This window comes from Flavisolibacter ginsengiterrae DSM 18136 (assembly GCF_059568575.1).
Map to the genome: position 1 here is coordinate 20,669 of NZ_JCANTR010000018.1, position 25,421 is coordinate 46,089.

The window sequence follows — 25,421 nt, forward strand, 5'->3', positions numbered from 1 at the left end:
AAAATACATTATGGGTTGTAAAACATTAATTTTTGAGGGGGAGACTGGGGGTCATCGTATTGAGTTTATTGAATATCTTATGTTGAATTTGATAAATAACCCTGAATTAAAAGCAAATTTTGTTTTTGTTTTGAATTGTAAACTGATTTCGGAAATTAAACTTAGCAATGAAATGCTAGATACAATTTCTATAACTGAAATAAGTAATAATTATTCTTCAAATCTTTTTACAAGGAGTTTTCAACAGTGGAAATGTATTAAGCAAGTTTTAAATAGTGACCCTACAATCGGACGTATATTATTTATGAATATTGACATGTTCCAATATGTAATATTAAGCCCTGGGTTTTTAAAATATAAACTTTCTGTAGCAGGAATTTTATTTCAGCCTTATACCCAAATTCCTGTTTTAAAAAATGTAGGTTCATTTTTCGGAAAGAATAGCATTAGAAGGTTTAGAAAAATGATGACCATAGAAGCGATTCTACATCTCCAACAGAATGTTATACTCCATATATTAAATGATGAAAACGGAGTTTTAAAGTTAAATAAAAGACATTGTAGAAGGAAAAATGCATTTAGAAACCTACCAGATCCAATAGATGATAGACTGGTAATTTCTGAAAACACTAAAGAGAAAGTATGTACTAGGTATAGTATGGAATCTAACAGAAGTATATTACTTGTCTTTGGTGGGATTGATGAAAGAAAAAATATTAAACGAATTATAGAATCGCTGGTTTTAATTACTACTGAACTTCAATCAAACATTGCACTTTTAATTGTAGGCAAGTTTGAACCTGGGCAACTAGAAAATATTACTTCTTACAAAAAGAAAGCTTTAGATACTTGTCCGAATTTGCAGATTGTTTTTTATGATGGGTTTATAAGTAATCTTGAAAGAGAAGAAATATTTAAAGCATCAGATATTGTTTTAATACCGTATATCAATTTTTATAGCTCTAGCGGAGTAATAGGTCATGCCGCAAAGTATAATAAGAAAGTTATTGTTTCCTCTTATGGAATTATAAAGGTAATGACTGAGAAGTATTTATTAGGATTGTCAGTTAATCCCTACGATGCAATTGACATAAAAAATGGAATTGAAAAACTTCTGGTTGATAATGCCAATCAAATTGACTGTAATAATGCATTTTTAAATAGCAACAAACATTCGGTATTTAGTGATATGCTTCTTTCGAGTTAATTATTATGAAAGCGTTTATTTTTATTATTATTTATTTGGTTTCATTTGTTGCTATAATTAATTGCCCTATTGAAGCAAGTTTGCAGTATTCATTTATTTTAAATCTATCTGTTTTTGTCTATCTAGGATATAAGTTAATTATAAAACGAATATTCAATCCATACTTAATAGTTGTTTTTATATTCTTTTATCTATTCTTCATTTTAGCTCCAATAATTCAACTATTCCACAATAATAACATTCTATTGAATGGTATGAGATTAGATCAAGGAATTGGGATATATGCAAATGCTATTATTTTGGTTTTTTATATAACAACATTTAGCTCATTCAATTATTTTGATAAACTTATTATCAAAAAGAATGAAATGAAACAGCATGGTAATCTTAAGGAGTCTATTAAGAAAAAGCAATTATATTTTTTAGTAATTTATTCTTTATTAGCAACAATATTAAGCTTACCATATTTGATTAAAGGATTGAATAATAATGAATCTCTTTTCGAAAATGTTGATGAAAAATCTATCCAACTAATTTTTGGAAAATTTATAATGATGATACCTTTTGCTTCATTATTGATATTATTTGGATTAAAGGATAGAATAAAGAATAAATCATTTATTACATCGATGTTTATATTACTAGGTTGCGTAATTCTGTTGAAAAACCCTTTTACTGAAAAAAGAAATGCAATAGGTCCAATATACCTTACTGTTTTATTTTACTTTTTTGAGAAATATGTTTCTACTAATTTTTCATTTTTTATAAAAGTTTTCTTTGCTATAGTAATTTTATTTCCTTTATCCTCAATATTGACTCATACACTGGGTTCTTTTGATGAAAGAATTTCTATTTTAATTGGTGATAGTAATACTTTCAATTTTGGTAACATCATTTATGAGCATTTTTTAGATATTAATTATGATGCTTGGAATATGATTATTGTAGTAATTAGTTTTGTTCATGGCTATGGATATTCGTTTGGATATCTTTTGATAGGTGCAATATTTTTTTTTATTCCTAGAAGTATTTGGATTAATAAGCCTCTAGGGTCTGGGGAAACAGTAGTTAATAAATTTGTAAGTATTCATGGATCAGAATTTGCAAATGTCTCATGTCCCTTACAAGCTGAAGGATATATAAATTTTGGAATTATCGGGGTAGTTTTATTCTCTATTTTACTTGCTTATTATTTTAGCAAGCTTAAAGTAAATATCAAGTTTAATATTATTGACAAGTATTTTTCTATATATTTTTCCTTTTACTTATTTTTCTTATTAAGAGGAGATTTGATGAATGGTATAGCATATTATTCCGGATTTCTAATAGCATATCTCTCTCTTAAATATGTGCTTAAGTTAAGATAATGTACCTGTTCCTTCAACCATTGATTCCTAATTATAGGGAAGACTTCTTTAAATTAATAAATGAGAAAATTAATTTATCGATCTATTGTTTTGATTCAGATGAAAAAATAAGTAGAAATAATTTAAGTGAATCTTCCCTTAAGAAGATTAAAGTAAAAAGCATTAAGGTTGGTCCTTTATTGATTTATTCGCCGATTAGATTTTTTAAAAAGGATAGGGGTACAGCGATTTTAATGCTTAGTATATCTCATTTAACTACATGGTTATTACTATTAACAAAATTTATTCATAGGCGGAAAATAATTCTTTGGGGCCACGGGATTTCCATTAAAAATTATTCAAAGGAAGCAACTAGTCCCAATATATTGCGGGAATGGATGATTTTATTAGCTGATGGTGTATGGTTTTATACAGAAAATGAATACAAGATTTGGAAAAAGCGAATTCCTTTATTGAATGCTGTTTCTCTTGGAAATACAATATCAGGACTTGAAAAAATTCGAATAATTCCGGATGATGAAAAGCAAAATTTAAAAGAGAAGTTTAATATTAAACAGGAAATTATTTTTATAATATGCACACGTTTTAATGAGAAACATAGAAAGGTCGGGTTATTATTAAATTTAATTGAATCATTAAATACTGATCGTTTTGGGTTCATTATTATCGGAGAGGGAATATACAAACCAAAATTTGATTCTTATACTAACGTTTATGATTTTGGAGGTATTTATGAAAGATCTCAAAAAGATAGTTTGTTTGGCATAGCTGATATCTATTTTCAACCAGGATATTTAGGGCTTTCAGTTGTTGAAGCCATGGCTTATCATAAGCCAGTTTTTACATTTAAAAGAAATAGAAACATACGTCAAGGAGTGGAATATGGCTATATCAAGCATGGAGTTAATGGAATGATATTTAATTCACTTGCAGAAATAATAGAAATCACAAATTCTATTTCAAAGGTTGAACTTTTGCGTTTAGGTCATATGGCAAAGGAATATGTAGAAAATGAATTAACCATGGATAAAATGGTTGAAAATGCATTAAGTATTTTATAGAACCACCCCTAATACACTCTTTTTAATGTTAATAGTATTTCGTGAAAGTTGCTATAATTACTAATATTTATACGCCATATAGAATGGCTCAATTTGGCCTTTTTAAGGAAAAAATTGATGGATTATCTGTATATTTTTCTAATAAGGATTTGCAAGATAGAGAATGGAACAAAAAAGAGTTTGATTATTACCATACTTTAAAAACAATATTCAATTTTGGTAAATATGGTAAACTCAATTCCGGTTTAATTAGAATAATAAAGAAAAATGATATCATTATATTAGGTGGTTATGAACAGCCATCTTATGTTTTATTATCAATTCTGTGCCGTATTTTCAAAAAGCCATATGTAATATTATTTGATGGGATATCTCCAATAAAAATCAAATTCTATCAGACTTCAAATTTTAAGCATATTATTAAAAAGTTGGTGATAAAACATGCTTCTGCATATTTTGTAAATGGCCAAATAAGTAGAGATTATTTTCATAAAATCTTTAAAGTCCATGATTACAAAATATTCAATCAGTATTTGAGTATTGATAGAAATTTATTTTTAGTAAACGGACCTGTTGAAGAAATTACTTTGAAGGTTAGGAAGGATTTAAATATTACAAATAAAGAAAAAGTTATAGTTTATAGTGGCAGACTTATTGAGGGAAAAAATATTAAAGCATTAATTGAAGTTTTATCTCAAATTGAAAACAAGGCAACATTGCTTGTATTGGGAAATGGAGTTGAGTTAGAAGACCTTAAGAAATATTCTTCTGAATTAAATGTAAGAGCAATTTTTTTAGGTAATGTACAAGTTGAAGAATTATTTAAATACTATTTCATTTCAGATTTAATGGTTCTTCCTTCATTTGATGATGCTTGGGGATTAGTGATTAATGAGGCAATATTCTGCAACTTGCCAGTTTTAGTATCAAATGCAGTAGGGTGTGTAAAGGATCTTATTAAAGATGGTTATAACGGATATGTATTTGATATAAATAATAAGGAAGATTTTAAGCTTAAATTTTTGAAAAGTTTAGATTTAAATAGGTCTTTGGTAAAAGAATATTCGGAATATTTAGCTGGAATTTGGAATTTAAACAATTCTCAAAAAAGTTTTGTTTCCTTGATAAATTATTTGCAAAAGGATTCTAAGAATAGAATAGTGGAATAATGAGAGTTTTATTGATAGGTCCCTTTCCAGAGCCAATTAACGGGTGTTCGTATGCAAATGAAATTTTGCTTAAAAATTTGCAATTTAAAGGTGTAAAAACTCAAATTTTAAATACAAGTACGAATGTTTTATCTTCTTTTCAAGGAAGTAAATTTTCTATAAAAAAATTCTTTTCTTTTTTACATACTTATTTTAATTCTGGAAGAATCTTTTTTAGTGACATAGTTTATTTAACTCCTGGGCAAACATTTTATGGCATTTTAAAGTATGCTCCCTTTATACTTTTATGTTTAATGTTAAGAAAGCCATATATAATCCATTTGCATGGAAATTATCTGGGGGAAGAATTTGGAAATCTTCGAGGAGTGAATAAAAGGATTTTTAAATATCTAATATCTCATGCTTCTGCTGGAATTGTTCTTTCTAAAACTTTAAGTAATAATTTTTGCGGTCTTTTACCTCCAGAAAAAATATTTGTTGTAGAAAATTTTGTGGAAAAGAGCCTTTGTGAAGCCAAAGGCAATAAAAAGTTGGACAAATTAAGAATTATATATTTAAGTAATTTAATGCTTGAAAAGGGCGTTATTGATTTGCTAGATGCACTAATAGATTTACAGAGTAGTAATATTGATTTTGAAGCAATTATTGCTGGAGGAATAGAGTTATCTATAAAAAATGATGTATTTGGAAGATTAGAAAAGTTGGCTAATAAAGTTCAATATATTGGAACCGTAACAGGTTATAAAAAGAAGAAATGTTTGAATGATGCAAATGTTTTTATACTTCCCACTTATTATAAAATGGAAGGACAGCCTATATCTTTATTAGAGGGTATGGCCACAGGGAATATTATTATTACAACTAATCATGCAGGTATACCAGATATTGTTACCAATTTGAATGGCTTTATTGTTTCACCTAAAACTTATACTGAAATATCAGAAAGCCTAAAAATTATAAGTACTGATTTAAAATTTTATTTAGGAAAGTATTCAGATCATAATATAAAATATGCAAATGAATATTTCACTGAGGAAAGATTCTCGAATCAAATAATTTCTATTTTTCAAAATGTTGCAAAATCTTAAGTCATTTTCACTTCCAACTGAATTTCGTGGAAAGGCAGGATGGTATGTTCAACTATGGTGGATTGTAGAAGCTATTCTTTTTAGACCATCACCTCAGTTTATGTATGGTTGGCGCCGGTATTTATTGCGTTCATTTGGAGCTAAAATAGGTAAGAACGTATTGCTTCGGGCCTCTTTACATACGCAATTTCCTTGGAAATTGTCAATAGGCGATTATAGTTGGATTGGGGATGAAGTTGTACTTTATAGTTTAGGACAAATAACCATTGGAAATAATGTTGTGATCTCTCAAAAATGTTATCTATGTACTGGTTCACATGATTATAGAAAGCAGGATTTTCCTATTTACAGTATGCCAATAAATATTGAAGATGAATGTTGGTTAGCAACTGATGTTTATATAGCGCCTGGTGTTACTGTAGGTAAAGGCTCTGTTATCGGTGCTCGTTCTTCTGTATTTAAATCAATTGCTCCTGGCAAAGTATGTGTAGGTTATCCTGCTAAAGAGATAAAGGATCGAATTCCCTCCTAAATTAATGGTCATTTTCATGAGTTTCATATCTATTATTATGGTGTTTTGAGTAAACGAATATTACTTATTGGTGGCAATTTCTTACCCGAACCTACAGGCATAGGCAAATACAATGGTGAGATGGTCCAATGGCTGGCTCAAAATGGATATGAGTGTACTGTTATTACTACACAACCTTATTATCCTCAATGGAAGGTGCAGGAGCCATATACTAACAAAGGGTATTTAAAGGAAATTATAGAAACACCAGGCAAACCAATCACTGTTTACCGTTGCCCACAATATGTACCTGGAAATCCGAGTGGCAAAAAAAGATTATTGCAGGAGTTTTCGTTTACCTGTTCTTCTTTCATTCGTTTACTGGGTGTGCTTGGTAAAAAGAAATATGATTATGTGCTTACGGTAGTCCCGCCATTTCAATTAGGGCTGCATGCTTTATTGTATAAAAAGCTAAGAGGCGCTAAGTTCTTATATCATGTACAGGACCTACAGATAGAAGCAGCAAGGGATCTTCAAATGATTAAATCAAAATCATTGATCAAGGGATTGTTTGGCCTGGAAAAGTTTGTATTAAAACAGGCAGATGTAGTAAGCAGCATATCAAAAGGGATGATTAAAAAGGTGGAAGCGAAGACAGGTAAAGAAGTTGTGTTTCTTCCCAACTGGGTGGATATGAATTTCTTTTACCCGCTATCCAACCGCAATGAGTTAAAAATAAAAGCGGGTTTTGCTGCTGATGATATATTGGTTTTGTATTCAGGGGCTATTGGAGAGAAACAGGGACTGGAAATGATATTGGAAAGTGCTGCACGTTTAAAAAATAATAAGAGAATTAAATTCCTGGTCTGTGGCTCAGGTCCTTATAAAGAAAAACTAATTGATCAGGCCAATCAACGAGAACTTGATAATGTGCACTTTATACCATTGCAGCCATTTGAACAATTCAATGCCTTTCTGAATATGGCTGATGTGCACCTGGTGATACAAAAGAAAGGAGCCAGTGACCTGGTAATGCCTTCCAAACTCACTACTATTTTGGCTGTAGGTGGAGTAGCCCTGGTTACTGCCGAAAAGGGAAGCAGCCTTTATGAAGTGGTAGAGGAAAATAATATGGGGGTGCTGGTGGATCCAGAGAATGAGGAAGCTTTTTCCAATGCATTGCTGAAGATAATTGACGAAGATCTATCTTTTATTAGAAATAATGCCCGTCGTTATGCCGAGGAACATTTGGCCATTGATAAAGTGTTGGGAAAATATACGGAGCATCTGAACTGAGGATTTTACATGAGTACATTTTTGAGGTATTTCCTTGTTATTCTTTTCGTGGTCTTAACGGGTGTGCTTTGCACGCTTCCCAATTTCCACCCGGAGCATTACCTGGGAACAGGGTATCACTGGTGGCTGGATATGATGATCCATGGGGGTTATTATTTTTTACTGAGCGTATTGCTTTATAGTTTTTATAAAAAGGAGAAGGGCCCTGCCTACCTCTTTATATCCATCTTATTATTTTCCTACATACTGGAGCTGGCGCAAAGGGAAGTGCCGGGAAGGTCGTTCTCGGGACTGGATTTTTTGAGTAATACGATTGGGGTGGCTGCCGCGTGGGGAGTGACATTAGTCGGGAGTCGGGAGTCGGGAGTCGGGAGCAAAGAGAACAGTTTGTAGTTTGTAGTTTGTGGTTTGTAGTTCATTAGGTCAGAAAACTATTTAGATAGCAATCTTTTTTTAGACATAGGACAAATAGAACCACAGAGGCACAAGGTCACGGAGAGGCACAGAGGATTTTTTGCCGCGAAGGCACTAACGCTGAGTAAGTCGGGAGTCTGGAGTCTGGAGTCGGGAGAAGGGAACCACAGAGGCAGAGGGACACGGAGATACAGGGAGGGTTTTTGTGGAGAAGGAGCTAAGGGACAAAGGAACGCGAAGTAAGTCTGTAGTCGGGAGTCTGGAGTCGGGAGCCAGAAGCTGAGAGAGTTGAAAAGTTAACAGGTTAACAAGTTGACCAGGTGAGGGAAAGAGGTAGCGTTTTCGCAAAAGCAAACATTTCGCTTCGCAATTATATTCATCAATAGGTACTTTGGCAATTGCCAGGTAACAATACCAAACTAATACCAACAAGATCTACTAACTAACATGAACCAACGCTTACTGCGGGTGGTCCGGCTGGCTGCTTTTGGCCTGGACCTTTTTACACTCAACTTACTGGTGCTGCTTTTCCAGTTGGTGCTACAACGCACACAGGGAGGGCAGGTGGTGGGCTATATCCGCTTCTGGATGTGGCTGAACATATCCTGGATGCTGGTGACCAACCTGGGCAACCTGTACCGAAGGAAAAGCCTGGCAACATTTGAAGGGTTTTCCCGCCGCACCATGCACTGTTTTTTTTACTGGCTCTGCCTGGTGATGGTGTACCTGTTCTTTGCCCGCGAGTTTCAGCTATCGCGCCTCTATATTTTCCTGGTACTATGCGGTCAGGGCATGCTGCTGCTGCTGAACCGCTTTATCTACCTGGGCGTGCGCCAGCATTTCCAGCGCCGCCAGTACCTTACCCGCAAGGTGATGATCATCGGCTTTAACGACACCGCCAAAAAACTGGCCACCTACCTGGAGGAAGAGGATCATTACGCGGAAGTGGTGGGCTTTTGCGAGGAGGAAGAGAACGTGCGGGAACTGACACACTACCCTATACTGGGCCCGGTATCGGCAAGCATTGCCACTTCCCGTGCCCATGGCGTGGAGGAGATATATTCCACCATCGCCCCTGAGCAGGACCTGGGCATCTACCAGGTGATGGACGAGGCCGACCAACTCTGCATCCGCTTCAGGGTGATCCCCGACCTGAGCTACGTGATGAACCGCGCCTTCCACATCGACTACCTCAATGATATACCGGTGCTGAGCACCCGCAAAGAGCCGCTGGATGATGGCGGCAACCGCATACGCAAACGCATATTTGATATCGCGTTCAGCGGCATGATACTCCTTTTAGTGCTTCCCTGGCTGGTGCCTCTCATTGGCCTGCTGATCAAGCTGGAATCGAAAGGTCCCATCTTCTTCAAGCAACCCCGCTCGGGCAAGAACAACCAAACCTTCCAGTGCATCAAGTTCCGCAGCATGCGCCTGAACGATGATGCCCACCATAAACAGGCTTCGCGTAATGACAGTCGCCTTACCCGCATCGGTCGCCTGCTGCGCAAAACCAACCTGGATGAGATGCCACAGTTCATCAACGTGTTCAGGGGCGAGATGAGCGTGGTGGGTCCGCGGCCCCATATGCTGAAACATACGGATGATTACAGCAAGCTGATACAGCAGTTCATGATCCGCCATTTTGTGAAGCCTGGGGTAACGGGATGGGCGCAGGTGAATGGATATCGCGGGGAGACCACCCGCCTGGGCCAGATGGAGGGGAGGGTGAAGCATGATTTATGGTATGCGGAGAACTGGAGTTTGTGGCTGGATGTGAGGATTGTTTTTTTGACGGTTTGGACGACCGTCAAGGGGGATAAGCAGGCATTTTAGGGAGAGTCTGGAGTCGGGAGTCTGGAGTCGGGAGTAAAGACAGTTTGTAGTTTGTGGTTTATGAAGAGTTTCTGGTTTCTGGTTTATAGTTTATGGTTCTTTAGGTGGGAGAATCTATTTAATTGCAATCATTTTTTAGGACATAGAATATTTACGAGGAAATACACTCCACCTGGGGTCTACCCTCGTCGGGTATGCGCGTTTGCCAGGGGGACCCCGGGTGATTCAGGGGCAGTTTCTGGTTTTTGGTTTTTTGTTTCTGGTTCTTTAGGTGGGAGAGGCTTTATAGATAGTTTGTAGTTTGTGGTTTGTAGTTTGTAGTTTTTTAGGTGGCAGATACTTTGTCGAATGCAGTCTTTACTAAAGGACAACGTTCGAAGAAACAATACAATCTGAACTTGCCTGTCCCGACGAATGGCGGGATCATTGCGAGGAACGAAGCAATCTGTTTTTTAGAAGGATGCTCCTGGTATTTTATTTTCTAAATGAAATCCCCCTTTAGGACGTGTTTGATTTGCGGAGTGCCTGCTTTCCCCCTTTGCAAAGGGGGACTTCGGTCTCTCCGCATATTTTAAGCTTGCCAGAGGGGGATTTTGTTAGGTTAATAATGTTGTTGTTTAATCGTTTCTAATTGCCTTCGGCGAGTTCCTTTGTTCGTTTTTTTTGCTTGCCCAAAAAAAAGAACCAAAAAAAAGGGCAGGCAAACCCCAACGCTCCGCAAGGGAAGCGAAGGCCAGCGCACAACAACCATAACAACTGTTTGCTTGATGCATGATGATTACAGTCTTTCCTTGATCGTGCAGTCTTTGCAACTTATTGTTTGAAGCCTATAGATCGAATACGTGCTATGCGGAGATGCTTATTGCGCTGAATTGCGGACATTGGGCTTCGGACTAATAATGGCAGTGTAATCGAATTTCCGCAATGAGGCGCTGGACGAAGCTGAAAGATTGAAGTGTTTTTCGTCTCGTTAGATTTAATGCATATTCACAGGTCTGACTGAAAAAAATAAACCTGGTTGTTCTGTCATCCTGAGGCACGAAGGATCTATGGATTGAACTTTAAGCGACGGAATTGCTTATTAATCATGATTGAGCTTGCGCAAAATAAAAACGTTCCGTTATTTTTTATAGGTCAATGAAGCTTTACTATTTCAACAGTCGCCTACGCTGTTGCCAAGGATCCTTCCTTCGTCAGGATGACAGAATCAAAAACTAAACGATTGCAGGCCTTATTAATAATCGACGTCTATTAAGCACAACAGCGGCTTATAATGACAATAACATTTTAAGGATTCAATCATAACCTTTCAATCCTAAAACTCGTAAATCTTTCATCCCTTGAATTCTAATTTCCTTCCTTATCAACTTATCAACTTGTTAACTCGTCAACTTGCTTCCTTCTTAGCGTTCCTTCGCGCCTTCGCGCCTTTGCGGCAAAAATTCATTTTCCTTATCCTTATGGCCTTGTTGTCAAACTTCCAATCCTCAGCCCAACTGGTGCCTTTGGGCCATTGGTACACCAACGAGGTGAATAGCCTTTCAGGAGGCGATACGGTGCGGTTTACGGCGATGAAACCGATGATGATAGGGTCGGTGCCACAGGAACGGGTAGACGCTGAAGGATGGCTTCTAAAGGGATGGGACAGGGTGGCAGCGCCGAAGCGCACATTTGGCAGCCGCCTGCTAAATGGCCACCTGCTGGAAGTGCACGAAGATGGGGTGCACCTGTTCGTGGATCCTATGCTTGACCTTTCACTGGGCAAGAGCGGCGGCCGCACTGAAGCTACGTACCAGAGTTCCCGAGGCATCAGGCTGGAGGGGAGCGTGGGTGATAAATTCTTTTTCAAGACTTCCTTCCTTGAAAGCCAGGCGCGCTTTCCCCGCTATATTGATTCGGCAGTGCGCAACAATGGCTACGTGGTGCCGGGCAGCGGCATGGCCCGCAACTTCGGGCAGAAGGGATTCGACTATTCACAGTCGCAGGCCGTGGTGGCTTTTGTGCCTTCCGCCCATTTCAATGCCATGCTGGGCTATGGCAAGAACTTCATTGGTGATGGCTACCGCAGCCTGCTGCTGTCGGACAATGCCTTCTCCTATCCCTACCTCCGGCTGAACGCCCAGTTCTGGCGCATACACTATACCGTTTTATACAACCAGTACCTGAACCTGCGCTACCGCGTGGGTGACAGTTACCAGCGCAAATTCTCCACCACCCACTATGCCAGCATCCGCGTAGGTCGCAAGCTGGAGCTGGGATTTTTTGAGAATGTACTCTGGCAGGGCAGTGACAGTACGGGCCGCGGCTTTGAGCTGCAGTACCTTAACCCCGTGCTCTTCCTGCGGCCGGTAGAGTTCTCTGTAGGCTCACCGGACAACTCGATGTTTGGCTTCAGTGGTAAGTACCAGGTGAGTGGCCATACCTTCCTCTACTCCCAGTTGATGCTGGATGATTTTAATTTCGGTGCCACCCGCAGCAGTGGCAAGCAGCACCTGAATAATAAATATGGCATACAGCTGGGACTATGGACCAAGGATCTCTTCAAAATTGCGGGTCTGAACTACCGCCTGGAATACAATACCGTGCGGCCGTATAGCTATGGTCATAGAAAGATAGCGCAGAACTATACCCACTACAACCAGGCGCTGGCGCACCCGCTGGGGGCCAACTTCCACGAGGTAGTGAACCAGCTTTCGTATAGCCATGGACGTTGGTATGGATTGTTGCATAGCACTCTGGCATTGATAGGTGAGGATGTGGATGGTATTCTTTATGGCAACAATCTTTGGGGTGGTGAGGCTGGTGTGCCTCAGTTGGGCAGCTATACCCTGCAGGGAGAGAAAACGACATTGATGTATAACCGCCTGCAGGCGGGATGGGTGGTGAATCCTGCGTTGAACCTGCGGGTGGAGGTGGAGCTGGGTCAGCGGTCGAGGGTGAATGATCTGCGTTCGCAGAAGGAAGGGTTTTTTAGTGTGGGGGTGAAGACGGCGCTGGAGAATGTGTATCATGATTTTTGATTGGAGGGATTGAACCACGGCGACACGACGGCACGGAGGTTCACGGAGTGATGTATGCCACGAAGGCTCTAAGGCACAAAGAAGCACGAAGTTGGTCGACAGTAAGGGTAGTTTTGGTTTATAGTTTTTTGTTTCTGATTCTTTAGGTGGGAGATACCTTATGGGTTGCAGTTAGGTTTAGGTAGAACAGGAAAAGTTTTAATAAGAAGACGCTACACCTGGGGCCTAGTTTTCTGCTTTGTGAATTGCACGGGACCCCGGGTGGTTCTTGGAGTGCTGATTTATAGAAAGATTTTGGTGTAATAGAAAATGATGATGGCTGCCGGTGGCGGCTTTTTTTATTTAGTGAAGTTAACTGGGGTGGTTAGCGGTTTTCTAAGAATAGTATGTAGTTTATAACTAACAGCAATATATAAACGATGGTTGTTCTGTCATCCTGAGGCACGAAGGATCTTTGGACTGCATAGAAGCGGCGGAATTGTTTTTGAAGCATAATCAAACCTGGATAAAATAGGATGACTCAATTTTATTTATTAGTAGACTTCACTTGTTCCTGAATGATGGCAATATATAAAGAGTCTTGCACTCTTCTCTGCGAACCTCTGCGAAAATCTTTGTTTATTCTCTGCGATACTGGTTACGCCTGTACGCTAAGTAACATGATTAGAAAAGCTGCTTCTGGCATTTGATTTTCAAACGAAATCCCCCTTTAGGACGTGTCTGATTTGCGGAGTGCCTTCATTCCCCCTTTTAAGGGGGAGGGCGGTCTCTTCGTACATTCTTAGCTTACCAGAGGGGGATTTGGTTTGAGGGGTAACGTGTTAATCGTTTTTAAGTGCGTTCGGCGAGTCACTTTTTGCTTGCCCAAAAAGTAACCAAAAAAGGCGGCCAAAACCCATCGCTCCGCGGGTTTTTGGCAGGCCAGCGCACAACGGTCTTTACTACTGAGCGCTTAATGCATTTGGATCACAGTCATCCCTTGAGCGTGTTAACTCACTATATATAGTTACAGTCTGAAGATCAATCACGTGCTATGCGAAGCGTCTGAAGGCGCTGAATTGCGGAGGGAGGGCTTCGGCCTAAAGCGGCGGTGTAATCGAATACCCGCAATGAGGCGCTGCAGTCATTCTAAAAGTTCGAAGTGTTTTATCCTTTCGTGAAGTTGAAGCTGTTTATATAGTGCTGGCGGCCTTCCGCTTACAGTTTTTTACTTTTTAATTTTGACTTTTGACTTGCTCTGTCCGGGCTTCGACCTATTAAGGTATCTATTGCGCATTTGCGGCAGACTTTGCCGTTTTACTTGATTGAAATTCTGAGCCTTTTTCCCAGACCGGTTTCTACAACTTTTTGTAAGGTTCTTACTTCCAGGCCTGCGTGATTGTTTTCAATTTTGGAAATGTAAGTCCTGGAAGTGCCGCTGCGCCTGGCTAACTCTTCCTGCGAAAGATTGGCCTTCCTGCGTTCTTTTTGGATTAACTCTCCGATGTTTATAGTTGTTTCATTGCTATCAGGGATACTCAACTCGTATAAGGTATCAGCTCCAATTTCAAAAGGGACTTCCATTTTTTTTCCCCGGAATGAAATGAGCTGCGTTACAAATGGGAAGGAGATGGCACCATCAACAATCTCCATACCTTGTCCTTTCACAGGGTTTAATAATTTCCTGCTTATGGAAGGAGAAACGCCCCTTTCCTTTAATAATTTTCTCAGGTCTATAGAACGGTGAGCTCCATTATTAAAAACTACAGACAGTAAACCTTTATCGGCTTTATCTATTTTTATGACCCTTGGAAGGGTTCTTATTTTCTTTTCTTTCATTTTGGCTTCAAATTAGGGTTTAACTGGTAAATTATTTTTAACACCCCGGCCCTGTTCTCTGCTAGCCAGGTCCTGGTCCTTTGTAGCTATTTTGCAGGTAGCGAGCCCTGATAAACAGCGCCATCGCTGATTATGATCACTGCTTCCCTTTCATTATAGATTGCATGAAAATGGGGTGGCAAATGATCCGCACTGTAAATATTCATTTTTTATTCCATAGACTACGTCTATATTAGGCATTAGTTAAAGGTACCTAATTAGGTACATATTGGCAATCAAATTTCACCTTTTTCCTAAAATTTAGACCTGCATTTTTTAATCAGGCTTTAAAAATTAAACCTGGTTGTTTATAGCCTTTTCAAAAAAAGGAAGCGAGCAGGCTCTCTACAAATCAAACAGGCCCTAAAGCAAAGGGGCATTTCGGTTTCTCCGCACATTTCGATCTTGCCAGAGGGGGATTTGGTTTGAGGGGTAACGTGTTAATCGTTTTTAAGTGCCTTCGGCGAGTCACTTTTTGCTTGCCCAAAAAGTAACCAAAAAAGGCAGCCAAAACCCATCGCTCCGCGGGTTTTTGGCAGGCCAGCGCACAACGGTCTTTACTACTGAGCGCTTAATGCATTTGGATCACAGTCATCCCTTGAGCGTGTTTACCTCACTATAAATAGTTACAGTCTGAAGATCGATCACGTGCAATGCGAAGCGTCTGAAGGCGCTGAATTGCGGAGGGAGGGCTTCGGCCTAAAGCGGCGGTGTAATCGAATTTCCGCAATGAGGCGCTGGACCAGTCATTAAATCTGAGAGTTTTTGCGTTACGTTGAATTTCGTGTTGTTTGTATTACATAGGTAGTCTTCAAACTGCAGTTTTTTACTTTTTACTAGCTCTTACGCATTTAGACTGGCTGCAATAAATAAAGACTTGTGAGTTTGTCATATTGACGAAGAAAACATCTGGAAACTGCATGATGGCGGCCTAACTATAAGTCAGTTAAGCCAAACATGCTTACTAATATAGCGTCTTTCAACCTGGTTAGCTTAGAGAAAAGTATGAATAGTGCAGGCGACATCCAAGCTCCGGTTTTTTACTTTTTACTTTTGACTTTTGACTTGCCCTCTCTAGGCTTCGGCCTATAAGCGGCAGTGTAATCGAATTTCCGCAATGAGGCGCTGGTCGAGTCTGCAGGTTCGATCAGTTTTTTGGTTACGTTGAAAGGTTAGGTCATACAGTCTTTACTATTTCAACGATCGCTTATGCTTTTGCCATGGATTCCCACTATGGTGGGATGATCCGCCATTCGTCGGGACAAGCAAGTACAACAACCAGGTTTATATATTGCAGTCAAACTTTAATTCAGAATGCAATCATGAATAAATCCTAGGTTAACGTTCAAATTTGTAATATTTTTTTTCAATACAGCCTTTCAACCCTTAAACCTCTTTTCTCTCTCCCTGTCAACTTTCCAACTTGTTAACTGGTCAACCTTCCTTTTGCGTCCCTCTATCCCTGCCGTATACTGCCCAAATCTCTCCGTGACACCCGGTGCCGTCCTGCCGCTGTGGTTCAATTCCTGAATTCCGGTTAAATTTTGTCCTATCGGCTATTAGTTCTAAATTTAATGTACTGATAGAACCGTCCTTCCCTGGAAATACTCATCCATACACTACGAAACGATTGCTGATATTCATTGATTGGAATCCTAAACAATATTGCTATGTCGGACGCTAACATTTTGTTGCAAATGACCCTGGAAAGGACAAGGCTGATAGAGGAAAGGATCGTTCAATTCCTGGGACATGTGCCAAGCTGGAAAGAAAGGAAAACTTTCCGCATTTTAAACAGGCTGGGTGAAAGCACCATCTATTACGAAAAACAACTGGTGGGTACCGTGTACTTCCAGCCAGTTGACGATACCATTATATAATTACCCGTTCGGTATCTTTCAGGTAAGCTTCATCAATGACCGCTCCCAAACCGGGAACTTCCGGCGTGTCAATCACGCCCTTATCGAGGTATTGTATGCCACCTATCACCGGGTCTTCGGTGTACATTAGCGGTGTGTCGAAATCGCAGTGATAGATATTGTCATTAGCCAGTGCCAAGTGCGCTGCTGCGGTCATGCCAAGGCGTGATTCCATGAATCCTCCTACCTGCATATGGAGTCCTGCGGCGGCACCGAGTTGTGCTATCTTCAGTCCCTTATAAAATCCTGATGATTTTCCTAATTTAATATTGATCATAGTGCAGGCCCTGATGGCTATCAGCCTTTCGGCGTCGTGATCATCACCACAGCTTTCGTCGGCCATGATGGGAATGGGTGATGCGGCCGATACGCGTGGCAGTTCCATAAAACGGTAGCGGGCTATGGGCTCTTCGCAATGCTCGATATTGAAAGGGGCGAGTGCCTGCAACACCTCTATAGCATTGTCAGCCGTACTCCATCCCTGGTTGGCATCTATACGCAAGGGGTGGTCATTGCCTATGCTTTCGCGGATGGCTTTGATGCGGGCTACATCCATATCCTTTGACTCTCCCAGCTTGACCTTAATAGCGGGGAAGCCGGCTTGCTTGAAGCGAATGGCATCTTCCTTCATCTTCTGCGGATCGCCGATGCTCACGGTCATGTCTGTTTCCAGGGTCCTGTCTTTCTTTCCTCCCAAAAACTGGTAGAGGGGCACCCCGGAGTGCTGGGCGGCAATATCATGAATAGCAATATCAAAAGCGCTTTTGATGCTGGTATTGCCATAGATGGTTCGGTCCATGATTTCCATGCAGCCGGCGATATCCAGGGCATTCTTTCCCTTGAGCACCTTAGCGAAGTACTGTGCTACTATGAAGCAGGTGTCTATGCTTTCTCCATTGATGGTCATGTAGGGACTGCACTCGCCATAGCCGGCGCATCCGTCATGGGTGCGGATGATGACCACTACGTTCTGCACATCATAGATGGGTCCGAGGGAAATGACAAAAGGCTCCTTGAGGGGTAAAAACAGTTTATAGATCTCTATCGATTCAATGGTAGTGCCGTGCTGCATAGCGGGGGTTTAGTAAGGGGTAAATATAAGAAAAGAGAGTCGGGAGTCTGGAGTCGGGAGAAGAGAGGCCGCTAAGACGCTAAGGCGCAAAGGGACACGAAGGGGGAGAAGGAAGAGAACCGCAGAATATCGAACAAGGAATTTCGAATGATGAGGGAGAGAGTGCCACGAAGGCAAGAAGACAACAAAAGACGCGAAGGGGTAGAAAGGTTTATAAGTTGAAAGGTTGACAAGGATGGAGAAAGTCGGGAGTCGGGAGTTTGGAGTCGGTAGTCAGAACAATGGAGAATACATAACGACATGGGGATCGCGGGTTAATAAATTTGAACCGCAGAATATCGAACAAGGAATTTCGAATGATGAAGGAGAGAAAGTGCTACGAAGGCACGAAGGACGCCGATGGGCGCGAAGGGGAGAAAGGTTGACAAGGAGGGAGAAAGTCGGGAATCGGGGGTTTGGAGTCGGTAGTCAGAACAATGGAGAATCACGGAGTGATAAATTTGAACTGCAGCATATCGAACAAGGAATTACGAAGGTCGAAGTGGACCAAGACGGCATGAACACACAGCCCCATGGAGAAAAGCTTTAAAAGGAAGCTACCTCACCTGCCAGACTTACAAAGAAGTCGAGGCATTGGTATTTTATATACCTGATAGGGTATAATTTGTGTCAAATAAGCATTATTATACCTTAAGGGGTATAAATCTAATAATTATTTGTAAATTCATACCCGAAGAGGTATAATTATGGAGTTGAAATCATTGCCAATAAGAGATTTTATCAAGGAAAGAAGAAAGGTTTCCAATCTAACACAGCCTGAACTAGCAAATAAGGCGGGTGTAGGACTTCGCTTTATCAGGGAATTGGAACAGGGTAAAACTACGGTTCGCATGGATAAAGTAAACCAGGTGCTGCGATTATTCGGGCATGAAATCGGACCTGTGCCCATTAATCGTCAAAAACTGACAGATGAGAAAAGCTAATGTTTTTATGTTCGATCATTTGGCTGGCTATCTTTCTGAAACAGATGAAGGATACCAGTTTATATATGATATCCATTACCTGCAAGATCCTAAAGCGGAAGCTGTGAGCCTCACGCTTCCATTGTCGCATGTACCCTATTCCAGTGAAAGAATGTTTTCCTTTTTTGATGGACTCATACCAGAGGGTTGGCTTTTGGAAGTTGCAGAAAAAAACTGGAAACTGGATGAAAGGGATAGAATGGGTTTATTAATGGTTTGTTGTACGGATTGTATAGGTGCAGTAAGTATTGTTGGTGTTAAAAATGAGGGAGACTGATGCGTTGCCTGTATTGCTATAATGAATTGGAAGATGGCCAGGTAGATTTTCATCCGGGCTGCAGTAAAAAATTATTTGGAACAACAGTGCCACCCCTGCTTCCCTATGATGAAAAGCAAATGCTTGAATTGGGAAAGCAGGTAATTAAAAGTCATGTTGCTGTAACCGGTGTACAGCCAAAGCTTTCTCTTGACATAGAAAAGCCTGGAAGGCATACTGGTAAAATGGAACCTAAACGTTTTACTATTGTAGGTCTTTGGGGTGGATATATTTTGAAACCTCCTACCTCTACTTATCCCCAGTTGCCACAATTAGAGGATCTTACCATGCACCTGGCTTCATTGTCAGGTATTGCTACCGTCCCGCATTCCCTGATCAGGATGCAAAGTGGAAACCTGGCATACATTACAAAGCGAATTGACAGGGTTAGGGGTGAAAAGATACACATGGAGGATATGTGCCAGTTAACAGAGCGACTGACGGAAAATAAATACAAGGGATCTTATGAACAGATAGCAAAGGCTATCATCAAATATTCAATAAATCCCGGGCTGGATATGATTGATTTTTTTGAGCAGTTGGTCTTCTCTTTTTTGACCGGGAATGCAGACATGCATCTTAAAAATTTTTCCCTTATCAAAAGACCGGGCATTGGATATATGTTATCACCGGCTTATGATATGATACCATCAAGCCTGGTGACAGAAGGTGATAATGAAGAATTGGCATTAAACTTAAATGGTAAAAAAAGAAAGCTGCAGAAAAAGGATTTCGATGCTTTTGTTATGGCTGTCAAACTTTTGGAGGAGAGGTCTGTTGAAAATATATACAATAAATTCAGGACTACTGTGCCGCGTTGGTTTGACTTAATACCTGTAAGTTTTATAGAAAAAGATTTGCAGGATCAATACATATCATTAATAAAAGAAAGGGCTGCTGTTTTAGGACTATTGTAATTTGAATGCGACACCTGAGAGTCTTGTTCATGAAACCCATTCTAATGGAATTATATTAATTACCTTAAGCGATTGTACGGTGAGTGGGAATGAACTTAATGGAAACGAGATTTACATGATTCACATGGCAAGTAGCTGTTCACTGCAATTTCTCCTTAATATTACAGCACAATCAAAAGGTTTGAAGAAAAGGATCATTTTTATAGGGCTGGCCATATGTGTATGCCAGGCTGTTTTTGCACAGGTACGGTTTAGTATTGCTACTGATATTTCTCTATTGCGCAATTTCAGTCCGCATCAAAAATTCTGGGCTTTTGGACAGGGGGTAGAGTCGGACTTTCATTTTTCCAAAAAGAATTCGGGCTATGCCTGGCTCAATTACCATACACAGGGTGCTTTTACCAACCGCTTTACAGCTACCGCTGATTCTTCCTTCACAGTGCCGCAAACCCAAGGGTATGATGTGAAGGGCAAGTGGCGCTTCCGCCAGGTATCATTGGGGTTGAAGCATTATTTTAAAGGGGGCTATGATGTAGAGAATGACTGGAATATTTATGGTGCTATTGGCTTTGGGCTGATGTTTACCCGAGTGGTGAATGAATTACTGACGCCTGTTGATACTTCTCTGTATACTTTATCGCTGTCACCTGCTATTGGTACGGATGATTTTAAAAGGCTGACACTTGACCTGGGTCTTGGTGCGGAGTATCCGCTGGCTGCGGGTATTTTTTTATATGGTGATGTGAGGACCACGCTACCTGCTTCTGATTATCCTTCGCCATTATTGCATGATACAAGGCGGGTGCCGCTGCCGCTGAGTGCGAATGCAGGCATAAGGATATTATTCTCCTTCGGAGAATAGGTTTCTGGTTTTTGGTTTTTTGTTTCTGGTTTTTTAGGTCGAACATGCCTGGGATATGGCAGGCAGATTTAAGGTCTTAGACGAGTTATAAAACTTAATGGATTACTCGTTGTCGTGGCTCTATCAAGAACAATTGATTTTTATAGTGGGTACTTTGATGTTAGTTTTAATATTTAATGTTGGTGCCTTCGGCGAGTGATTTGTTCGTTTTTTTTGCTTGCCCAAAAAAAAGAACCAAAAAAAAGGGCAGGCAAACCCAATAGCTCCGCTGGGTTTTGCCAGGCCAGCGCACAACAGTCTTAACTACTGGTAGCTAGATTTATTTGGGTTGCAGTCATTCATTGTAAGTGTTTACTTCACTTCATATAGTTAGAGTATGGAAGCTCAATCACGTGTTATGCGCAGAGGCTAAATCCTCCTCCGCTTAGCTACGGCGGACAAAGGGCGCTGAATTGCGGACGGAGGGCTTCGGACTATTATGGTTTCAGTAATCGAATACCTGCAATGAGGCGCTGGACGAGTCTGTAGGTTCGATTGGTTTTTAGGTTTCGTTGCGGTTAAACTGGTTTAAATTGGTATGGTTCGACCTCGATGTAAAGTTTATTTACTTTTTCAAAGATGTGTTCTCTCCTTGTCAACATTTCAACTTTTTAACCTGTTAACTCTTTCCCCTTCGTGTTGCTTTGTGCCTTGGTGTCTTTGTGGCCTCTACTCCCGACTACCGACTCAACTCCCTTGCCCTGGCGATCCATTCCCTGCTTTCCATGGCTTCTTCGCCGCTGGAATAAATGGCGGCCTGGCAGGCTGTGAGTAATGACTGGCCTTCTTTTCTTTTGTCGGGCGATAGTCCCTCGATATCCTGGTGGAGGAAATCAGAGAGGATCTTTTGCAGTTCAATGAGCTTTTCCTTTCCTGTGAGGTTAGCGGATTCGAGTTGATCGAGTTGCTGCTGGTAAATTATTTCGGGGGAGGGCTGGGTGAGCTGGTTCTTTTGGCTGGCAGATTTGTAGCGGTACCATAAGAAGGCCGAACTCGCCAAAAAGAGTAATACGATAGGTATCCAAATATAGGGTGAAGAGGAGCGTTTGCCTAACTGGCTCACATAGGAGCGGATGGTGCGTGGAGTGACCTTCAGTTTCAGCGTATCTGTTTGAACCTCCACAAAGCTTTCTTTCTGGGGGTTGAAAAATGAAAAGCTTACAGGGGGCATCGAATAGTTGCCTGCTGAATCTACGGCAAAGCCAAACTCGTACTGGCGCAGGCCTTCTAAAGGAATCTTTTCCTTTATTAGCTTGTCGGTAATGGCCGGCTCAAATGGTTCGATGCCATGGGGCCAGTGCACTACTGGCTGTCCAAACTGTATAAAGTTACCAGAGCCCCTGATGGTGATCAGCAGTTTGCCCTGGGTGTGCTGTTGTAATTGAGGATGGTCCAGTTGCGCTTCAATGGTAAAATTGCCTACGGCACCGGTGAAACTGGCTGGCTTTGTTGCCGGCAGGGGCTTCACGGTGATGGTTATGGGCTCGGTGATCAGTTCTTTGTCCACTGTTGTTCTGCCGCCAGTGAGACTATCCACAAACTCCACTTCATTGTCCACGTACAACTGATCGATGGTCAGCTTGCCTGCCTGCACGGGGTAAAGTTGCACTTTGCGGAGAATGGAGGTATTGAAAATATTTCCATTTATTTTTTCCACTGCCATATGTGCCTGGTTGATGTCCAGCACATCTACTACGCTGAAGCCATAAAAAGAGGGAGACTTTTCGGCCTCCGAGGAAGATTGTAACCTTGAGTAAAGTGTAAAGGTGGCTACTACAGGTTCCCCTTCATAGCAGCTACGTTTGTCTACTGTTGTCTTGATGAACAGGTTCTGGTCCACCAGGGCCTGGCGGTCCATAGCTTTGGGAGGCGCATATAGTGATACATCGGTATAACTGGACGAAGTGCTGAAGCTTGCCTTAGGCGGTGGTACCGAGGTAATGCCACCATTAGAACTTACCACCTGACCACCACCCTTATACATGACCGTTATAGCGCCTATGCGCAACACACCCACTGTCTTAGGTTGCAGGGTATAGGTAATATTCTCTATGGGCTGCAGCCTTCCATCTATCATAGCATCTCCTTTATAAACATTGGGACCGCTGATGACCTGGCAGCTATCAAAGATCGGTTGGGAGGCTTCGAGTAATTCGCCAGGATTGGTGATGACATACTGCACCTGGAAGGCCGTGCCCACGATCACAGGTTGGCCGGGCACGATCAACTGCACCTTTTGCGCAAGGCAGGAAAAGTGAAGTAGTAGCAGTAAACTGAACACAGTAAATCTCATGGGCCTGTGAATATAAAAAATGATCATTGAAGCTTTTCATCGATGGGTGGGAAGGACCATACCATTTGCCAATGGTCAGAGATCACCCATCTGCGGCCGCACCACTATCTCCTCTACCACCGCCTGTGGCGACAATTGCGAAGCATTGTAAATGAGTTTGGCAATATCCTCCGCTTCCATGATGCGCTCATGGGGTACGCCACTGCCTTTCCATGAATCAGTATATACAGCACCGGGTATCACGGCAGTGACCTTGATGCCATGGAACTTCATCTCCTGCCTGAGGTTTTTAGTGAATCCCAATAGGGCATATTTGCTGATGCTGTATGCACCGCCACCGGGATATGCTGCCAGGGAAGCGATAGAGCAAACAGTAAAAATATGTCCCTGCTCCGCTGCTATCATCTTTGGTAATAAAGCCCTGGTGGTATGGTAGGCGCTGTACAGGTTCACTTCCAGCATTTTTTCCAGTGCGCCTTCTGGTTCATCACTCACATTGCCCTGGATGAAGGTGCCTACATTATTCACCAGGATATCTACCGTATCTACCTGGTTGAGGATCCATTCAGCAAAGAGCCGGGCGTTTTGTTTTTTGCCCAGGTCAAGTGCTTGCCCATTGATGCTGACATTGGGATAAAGCATCTTTAGTTCTTCAATGGTCTGCAGCAAGCTTTCTTCATTTTGCGAGCAGAGGTAGAGATCGTAACCATGCAGCGCAAAGATCCTTGCCACTTCCTTTCCTATTCCTCTTGAGGCACCTGTAATGACAGCATTCATTTTGTTCTGTATTTTTGAAATCTTTCTTTACAAATCTAATTCTCTATTTCTAAACGATACATGAAGTATAAACACCTGTTCTTTGACCTTGACCATACCCTGTGGGATTTTGATGCCAATGCAAGGGCAACCCTGCAACAATTACATATAGACCTTGACCTGGTGAGCAAGGGGATCCATGATTTTGATTTGTTTTATAAAAACTACCTGGTGCATAATGAAAAGCTGTGGGCCCGCTACCGCAATGGTTATATCAAGCAGGAGGAGCTTCGGTTGAAGCGCATGTGGCTGACACTGCTGGATTTTAAAATTGCAGATGAGGAACTGGCGAAGCAGCTTAATGAATTGTTTCTGCAGCTGCTGCCAGGACGTACCATATTATTCCCGGACACTAAAGAAGTTTTGCAATATTTACTGGATAAGGGTTACCAGCTTCACCTGATCACCAATGGCTTTGAAGAAACGCAACACAGCAAATTGAAGTACAGCGGGCTGACACCTTTCTTCCGCGAGGTGATCACCTCGGAGGGCTCCAACAGCCTGAAGCCGCAGAAGGAGATCTTCGATTATGCGTTGCGGAAAGCTGGTGCCATTGTAGAGGAGAGTATTATGATTGGCGATAGCCTGGAGATTGATGTGGCGGGTGCGCTGAATGCGGGGATGGATGCGGTGCATGTGAATTTTTCTGGTGCGGTGGTGGAAGGGGTGAAGGCTACGTATGTGGTGACTGCATTGAAGGAGTTGGAAGGGATTTTTTGAGTTTAATTCACTTGATTCTTGTTTATTGTTGATTGCCTTCGGCGAGTTCCTTTTGGCATTATCAAGGTATCTGTAGTTGTTTTTTGGTCTTGATGAGTGCTTCGCAGGTGCCCCAAAAGGAACCCCCGAGTTCCGCTGCGCTCGTCGGGGCAGGCAAAAAGGGCAGGTCCTGACATAGCGGGACTCCGCTTGAATTGCCGGGCCACCGCACAACAGTCATAACTACTAATTGCAACAATCGATTTAAATACAAACTTTTCTTGATAGTATTTACTTTACTTCATATAGTTAGACTATGGAAGTTCAACAACGTGCTATGCCTAAATACTAAAGGCGCAGAATTGCGGACGTTATGCTTCGGACTTTTGAGGTTTCAGTAATCGAATTTCCGCAATGAAGCGCTGGACGAGGCTGAAAGAGCGGAGTGGTTTTTCCTCTCGTTATATTTAAGTATATGCACAGTTCTGACCACAAAGTGTAAACCTGGTTGTTGTCCTTGCTTGTCCCGAATGGCGGGATCATTCCGAGGCACGAGGAATCTTTGGATTGCACTTTGTGAAGCGTTTTGGCGTAGAAGATCTGGTGAGCATGCATAAATAGGAACATTTGCATACTTCGC

Annotated in this window: 22 protein-coding genes; 16 read left to right on the top strand and 6 right to left on the bottom strand. The window is 41.2% G+C overall.

What is annotated here, in order from left to right; translation table 11 throughout:
* Window positions 1-10: 10 nt before the first annotated feature.
* The 9 genes from BP74_RS16600 to BP74_RS16640 all read left to right on the top strand — a co-directional run bounded on the left by BP74_RS16600 (window position 11) and on the right by BP74_RS16640 (window position 9,949).
* Window positions 11-1,207, top strand: coding sequence for a glycosyltransferase (locus tag BP74_RS16600; RefSeq protein WP_496375707.1), 1,197 nt, complete (start codon window positions 11-13; stop codon window positions 1,205-1,207).
* 254 nt (window positions 1,208-1,461) lie between these two features.
* Complete coding sequence (locus tag BP74_RS16605; RefSeq protein WP_496375709.1) at window positions 1,462-2,574, top strand: O-antigen polymerase; 1,113 nt, start codon at window positions 1,462-1,464, stop codon at window positions 2,572-2,574.
* Window positions 2,574-3,635: a glycosyltransferase gene (locus BP74_RS16610; protein ID WP_496375711.1), complete on the top strand. Its 1,062-nt coding sequence runs from the start codon at window positions 2,574-2,576 to the stop codon at window positions 3,633-3,635. Before BP74_RS16605 ends, BP74_RS16610 begins: the two co-directional genes overlap by 1 nt.
* Before the next feature lie 41 nt (window positions 3,636-3,676).
* Entirely contained in the window at window positions 3,677-4,804 is a 1,128-nt protein-coding gene (locus BP74_RS16615) for a glycosyltransferase family 4 protein (protein ID WP_496375713.1), read from the top strand.
* Window positions 4,804-5,892, top strand: coding sequence for a glycosyltransferase family 4 protein (locus BP74_RS16620; protein WP_496375715.1), 1,089 nt, complete (start codon window positions 4,804-4,806; stop codon window positions 5,890-5,892). The genes BP74_RS16615 and BP74_RS16620 overlap by 1 nt, the downstream gene beginning before the upstream one ends.
* Entirely contained in the window at window positions 5,876-6,424 is a 549-nt protein-coding gene (locus tag BP74_RS16625) for a putative colanic acid biosynthesis acetyltransferase (protein ID WP_496375717.1), read from the top strand. The genes BP74_RS16620 and BP74_RS16625 overlap by 17 nt, the downstream gene beginning before the upstream one ends.
* Before the next feature lie 45 nt (window positions 6,425-6,469).
* Complete coding sequence (locus BP74_RS16630; RefSeq protein ID WP_496375719.1) at window positions 6,470-7,699, top strand: WcaI family glycosyltransferase; 1,230 nt, start codon at window positions 6,470-6,472, stop codon at window positions 7,697-7,699.
* 9 nt (window positions 7,700-7,708) lie between these two features.
* Complete coding sequence (locus BP74_RS16635; RefSeq protein WP_496375721.1) at window positions 7,709-8,092, top strand: VanZ family protein; 384 nt, start codon at window positions 7,709-7,711, stop codon at window positions 8,090-8,092.
* Window positions 8,093-8,560: 468 nt separating this feature from the next.
* The gene (locus BP74_RS16640; protein ID WP_496375723.1) at window positions 8,561-9,949 is read left to right on the top strand and encodes an undecaprenyl-phosphate glucose phosphotransferase; all 1,389 of its coding nucleotides are present in this window, start codon (window positions 8,561-8,563) and stop codon (window positions 9,947-9,949) included.
* 1,387 nt (window positions 9,950-11,336) lie between these two features.
* Here the strand turns inward: BP74_RS16640 and BP74_RS16645 are convergent.
* The gene (locus BP74_RS16645) at window positions 11,337-11,798 is read right to left on the bottom strand and encodes a hypothetical protein (RefSeq protein ID WP_496375725.1); all 462 of its coding nucleotides are present in this window, start codon (window positions 11,796-11,798) and stop codon (window positions 11,337-11,339) included.
* 142 nt (window positions 11,799-11,940) lie between these two features.
* Here BP74_RS16645 and BP74_RS16650 point away from each other — a divergent pair, with 142 nt between their 5' ends.
* On the top strand, window positions 11,941-12,969 hold the full coding sequence (locus tag BP74_RS16650; protein WP_496375727.1) for a hypothetical protein: 1,029 nt from the start codon (window positions 11,941-11,943) through the stop codon (window positions 12,967-12,969).
* Window positions 12,970-14,265: 1,296 nt separating this feature from the next.
* Here BP74_RS16650 and BP74_RS16655 read toward each other — a convergent pair.
* Window positions 14,266-14,787, bottom strand: coding sequence for a helix-turn-helix domain-containing protein (locus BP74_RS16655; protein ID WP_496375729.1), 522 nt, complete (start codon window positions 14,785-14,787; stop codon window positions 14,266-14,268).
* A gap of 86 nt (window positions 14,788-14,873) precedes the next feature.
* On the bottom strand, window positions 14,874-14,993 hold the full coding sequence (locus tag BP74_RS16660) for a DUF4160 domain-containing protein (RefSeq protein ID WP_496375731.1): 120 nt from the start codon (window positions 14,991-14,993) through the stop codon (window positions 14,874-14,876).
* 1,503 nt (window positions 14,994-16,496) lie between these two features.
* Here BP74_RS16660 and BP74_RS16665 point away from each other — a divergent pair.
* The gene (locus BP74_RS16665; protein ID WP_496375733.1) at window positions 16,497-16,706 is read left to right on the top strand and encodes a hypothetical protein; all 210 of its coding nucleotides are present in this window, start codon (window positions 16,497-16,499) and stop codon (window positions 16,704-16,706) included.
* Here the strand turns inward: BP74_RS16665 and BP74_RS16670 are convergent.
* The gene (locus BP74_RS16670; RefSeq protein WP_496375735.1) at window positions 16,699-17,817 is read right to left on the bottom strand and encodes a mandelate racemase/muconate lactonizing enzyme family protein; all 1,119 of its coding nucleotides are present in this window, start codon (window positions 17,815-17,817) and stop codon (window positions 16,699-16,701) included. The genes BP74_RS16665 and BP74_RS16670 overlap by 8 nt on opposite strands.
* Before the next feature lie 746 nt (window positions 17,818-18,563).
* On the opposite strand from BP74_RS16670, the gene BP74_RS16675 reads away from it, so the two are divergent.
* The 4 genes from BP74_RS16675 to BP74_RS16690 all read left to right on the top strand — a co-directional run bounded on the left by BP74_RS16675 (window position 18,564) and on the right by BP74_RS16690 (window position 20,934).
* On the top strand, window positions 18,564-18,800 hold the full coding sequence (locus BP74_RS16675; protein WP_496375737.1) for a helix-turn-helix transcriptional regulator: 237 nt from the start codon (window positions 18,564-18,566) through the stop codon (window positions 18,798-18,800).
* Window positions 18,787-19,116, top strand: coding sequence for a HipA N-terminal domain-containing protein (locus BP74_RS16680; RefSeq protein WP_496375739.1), 330 nt, complete (start codon window positions 18,787-18,789; stop codon window positions 19,114-19,116). Before BP74_RS16675 ends, BP74_RS16680 begins: the two co-directional genes overlap by 14 nt.
* Complete coding sequence (locus BP74_RS16685; protein WP_496375741.1) at window positions 19,116-20,072, top strand: HipA domain-containing protein; 957 nt, start codon at window positions 19,116-19,118, stop codon at window positions 20,070-20,072. Before BP74_RS16680 ends, BP74_RS16685 begins: the two co-directional genes overlap by 1 nt.
* Before the next feature lie 124 nt (window positions 20,073-20,196).
* Entirely contained in the window at window positions 20,197-20,934 is a 738-nt protein-coding gene (locus tag BP74_RS16690) for an outer membrane beta-barrel protein (protein WP_496375743.1), read from the top strand.
* A 718-nt stretch (window positions 20,935-21,652) separates the two neighbouring features.
* Here BP74_RS16690 and BP74_RS16695 read toward each other — a convergent pair.
* Both BP74_RS16695 and BP74_RS16700 read right to left on the bottom strand, forming a co-directional pair.
* Complete coding sequence (locus tag BP74_RS16695) at window positions 21,653-23,266, bottom strand: BatD family protein (RefSeq protein WP_496375745.1); 1,614 nt, start codon at window positions 23,264-23,266, stop codon at window positions 21,653-21,655.
* A gap of 75 nt (window positions 23,267-23,341) precedes the next feature.
* A complete protein-coding gene (locus tag BP74_RS16700; protein WP_496375747.1) occupies window positions 23,342-24,043 on the bottom strand; it encodes an SDR family NAD(P)-dependent oxidoreductase in 702 nt (233 codons plus the stop codon).
* Between the two features lie 60 nt (window positions 24,044-24,103).
* Between BP74_RS16700 and BP74_RS16705 the strand changes: the two genes are divergently transcribed.
* Window positions 24,104-24,802: a YjjG family noncanonical pyrimidine nucleotidase gene (locus BP74_RS16705; RefSeq protein ID WP_496375749.1), complete on the top strand. Its 699-nt coding sequence runs from the start codon at window positions 24,104-24,106 to the stop codon at window positions 24,800-24,802.
* Window positions 24,803-25,421 lie beyond the last annotated feature (619 nt).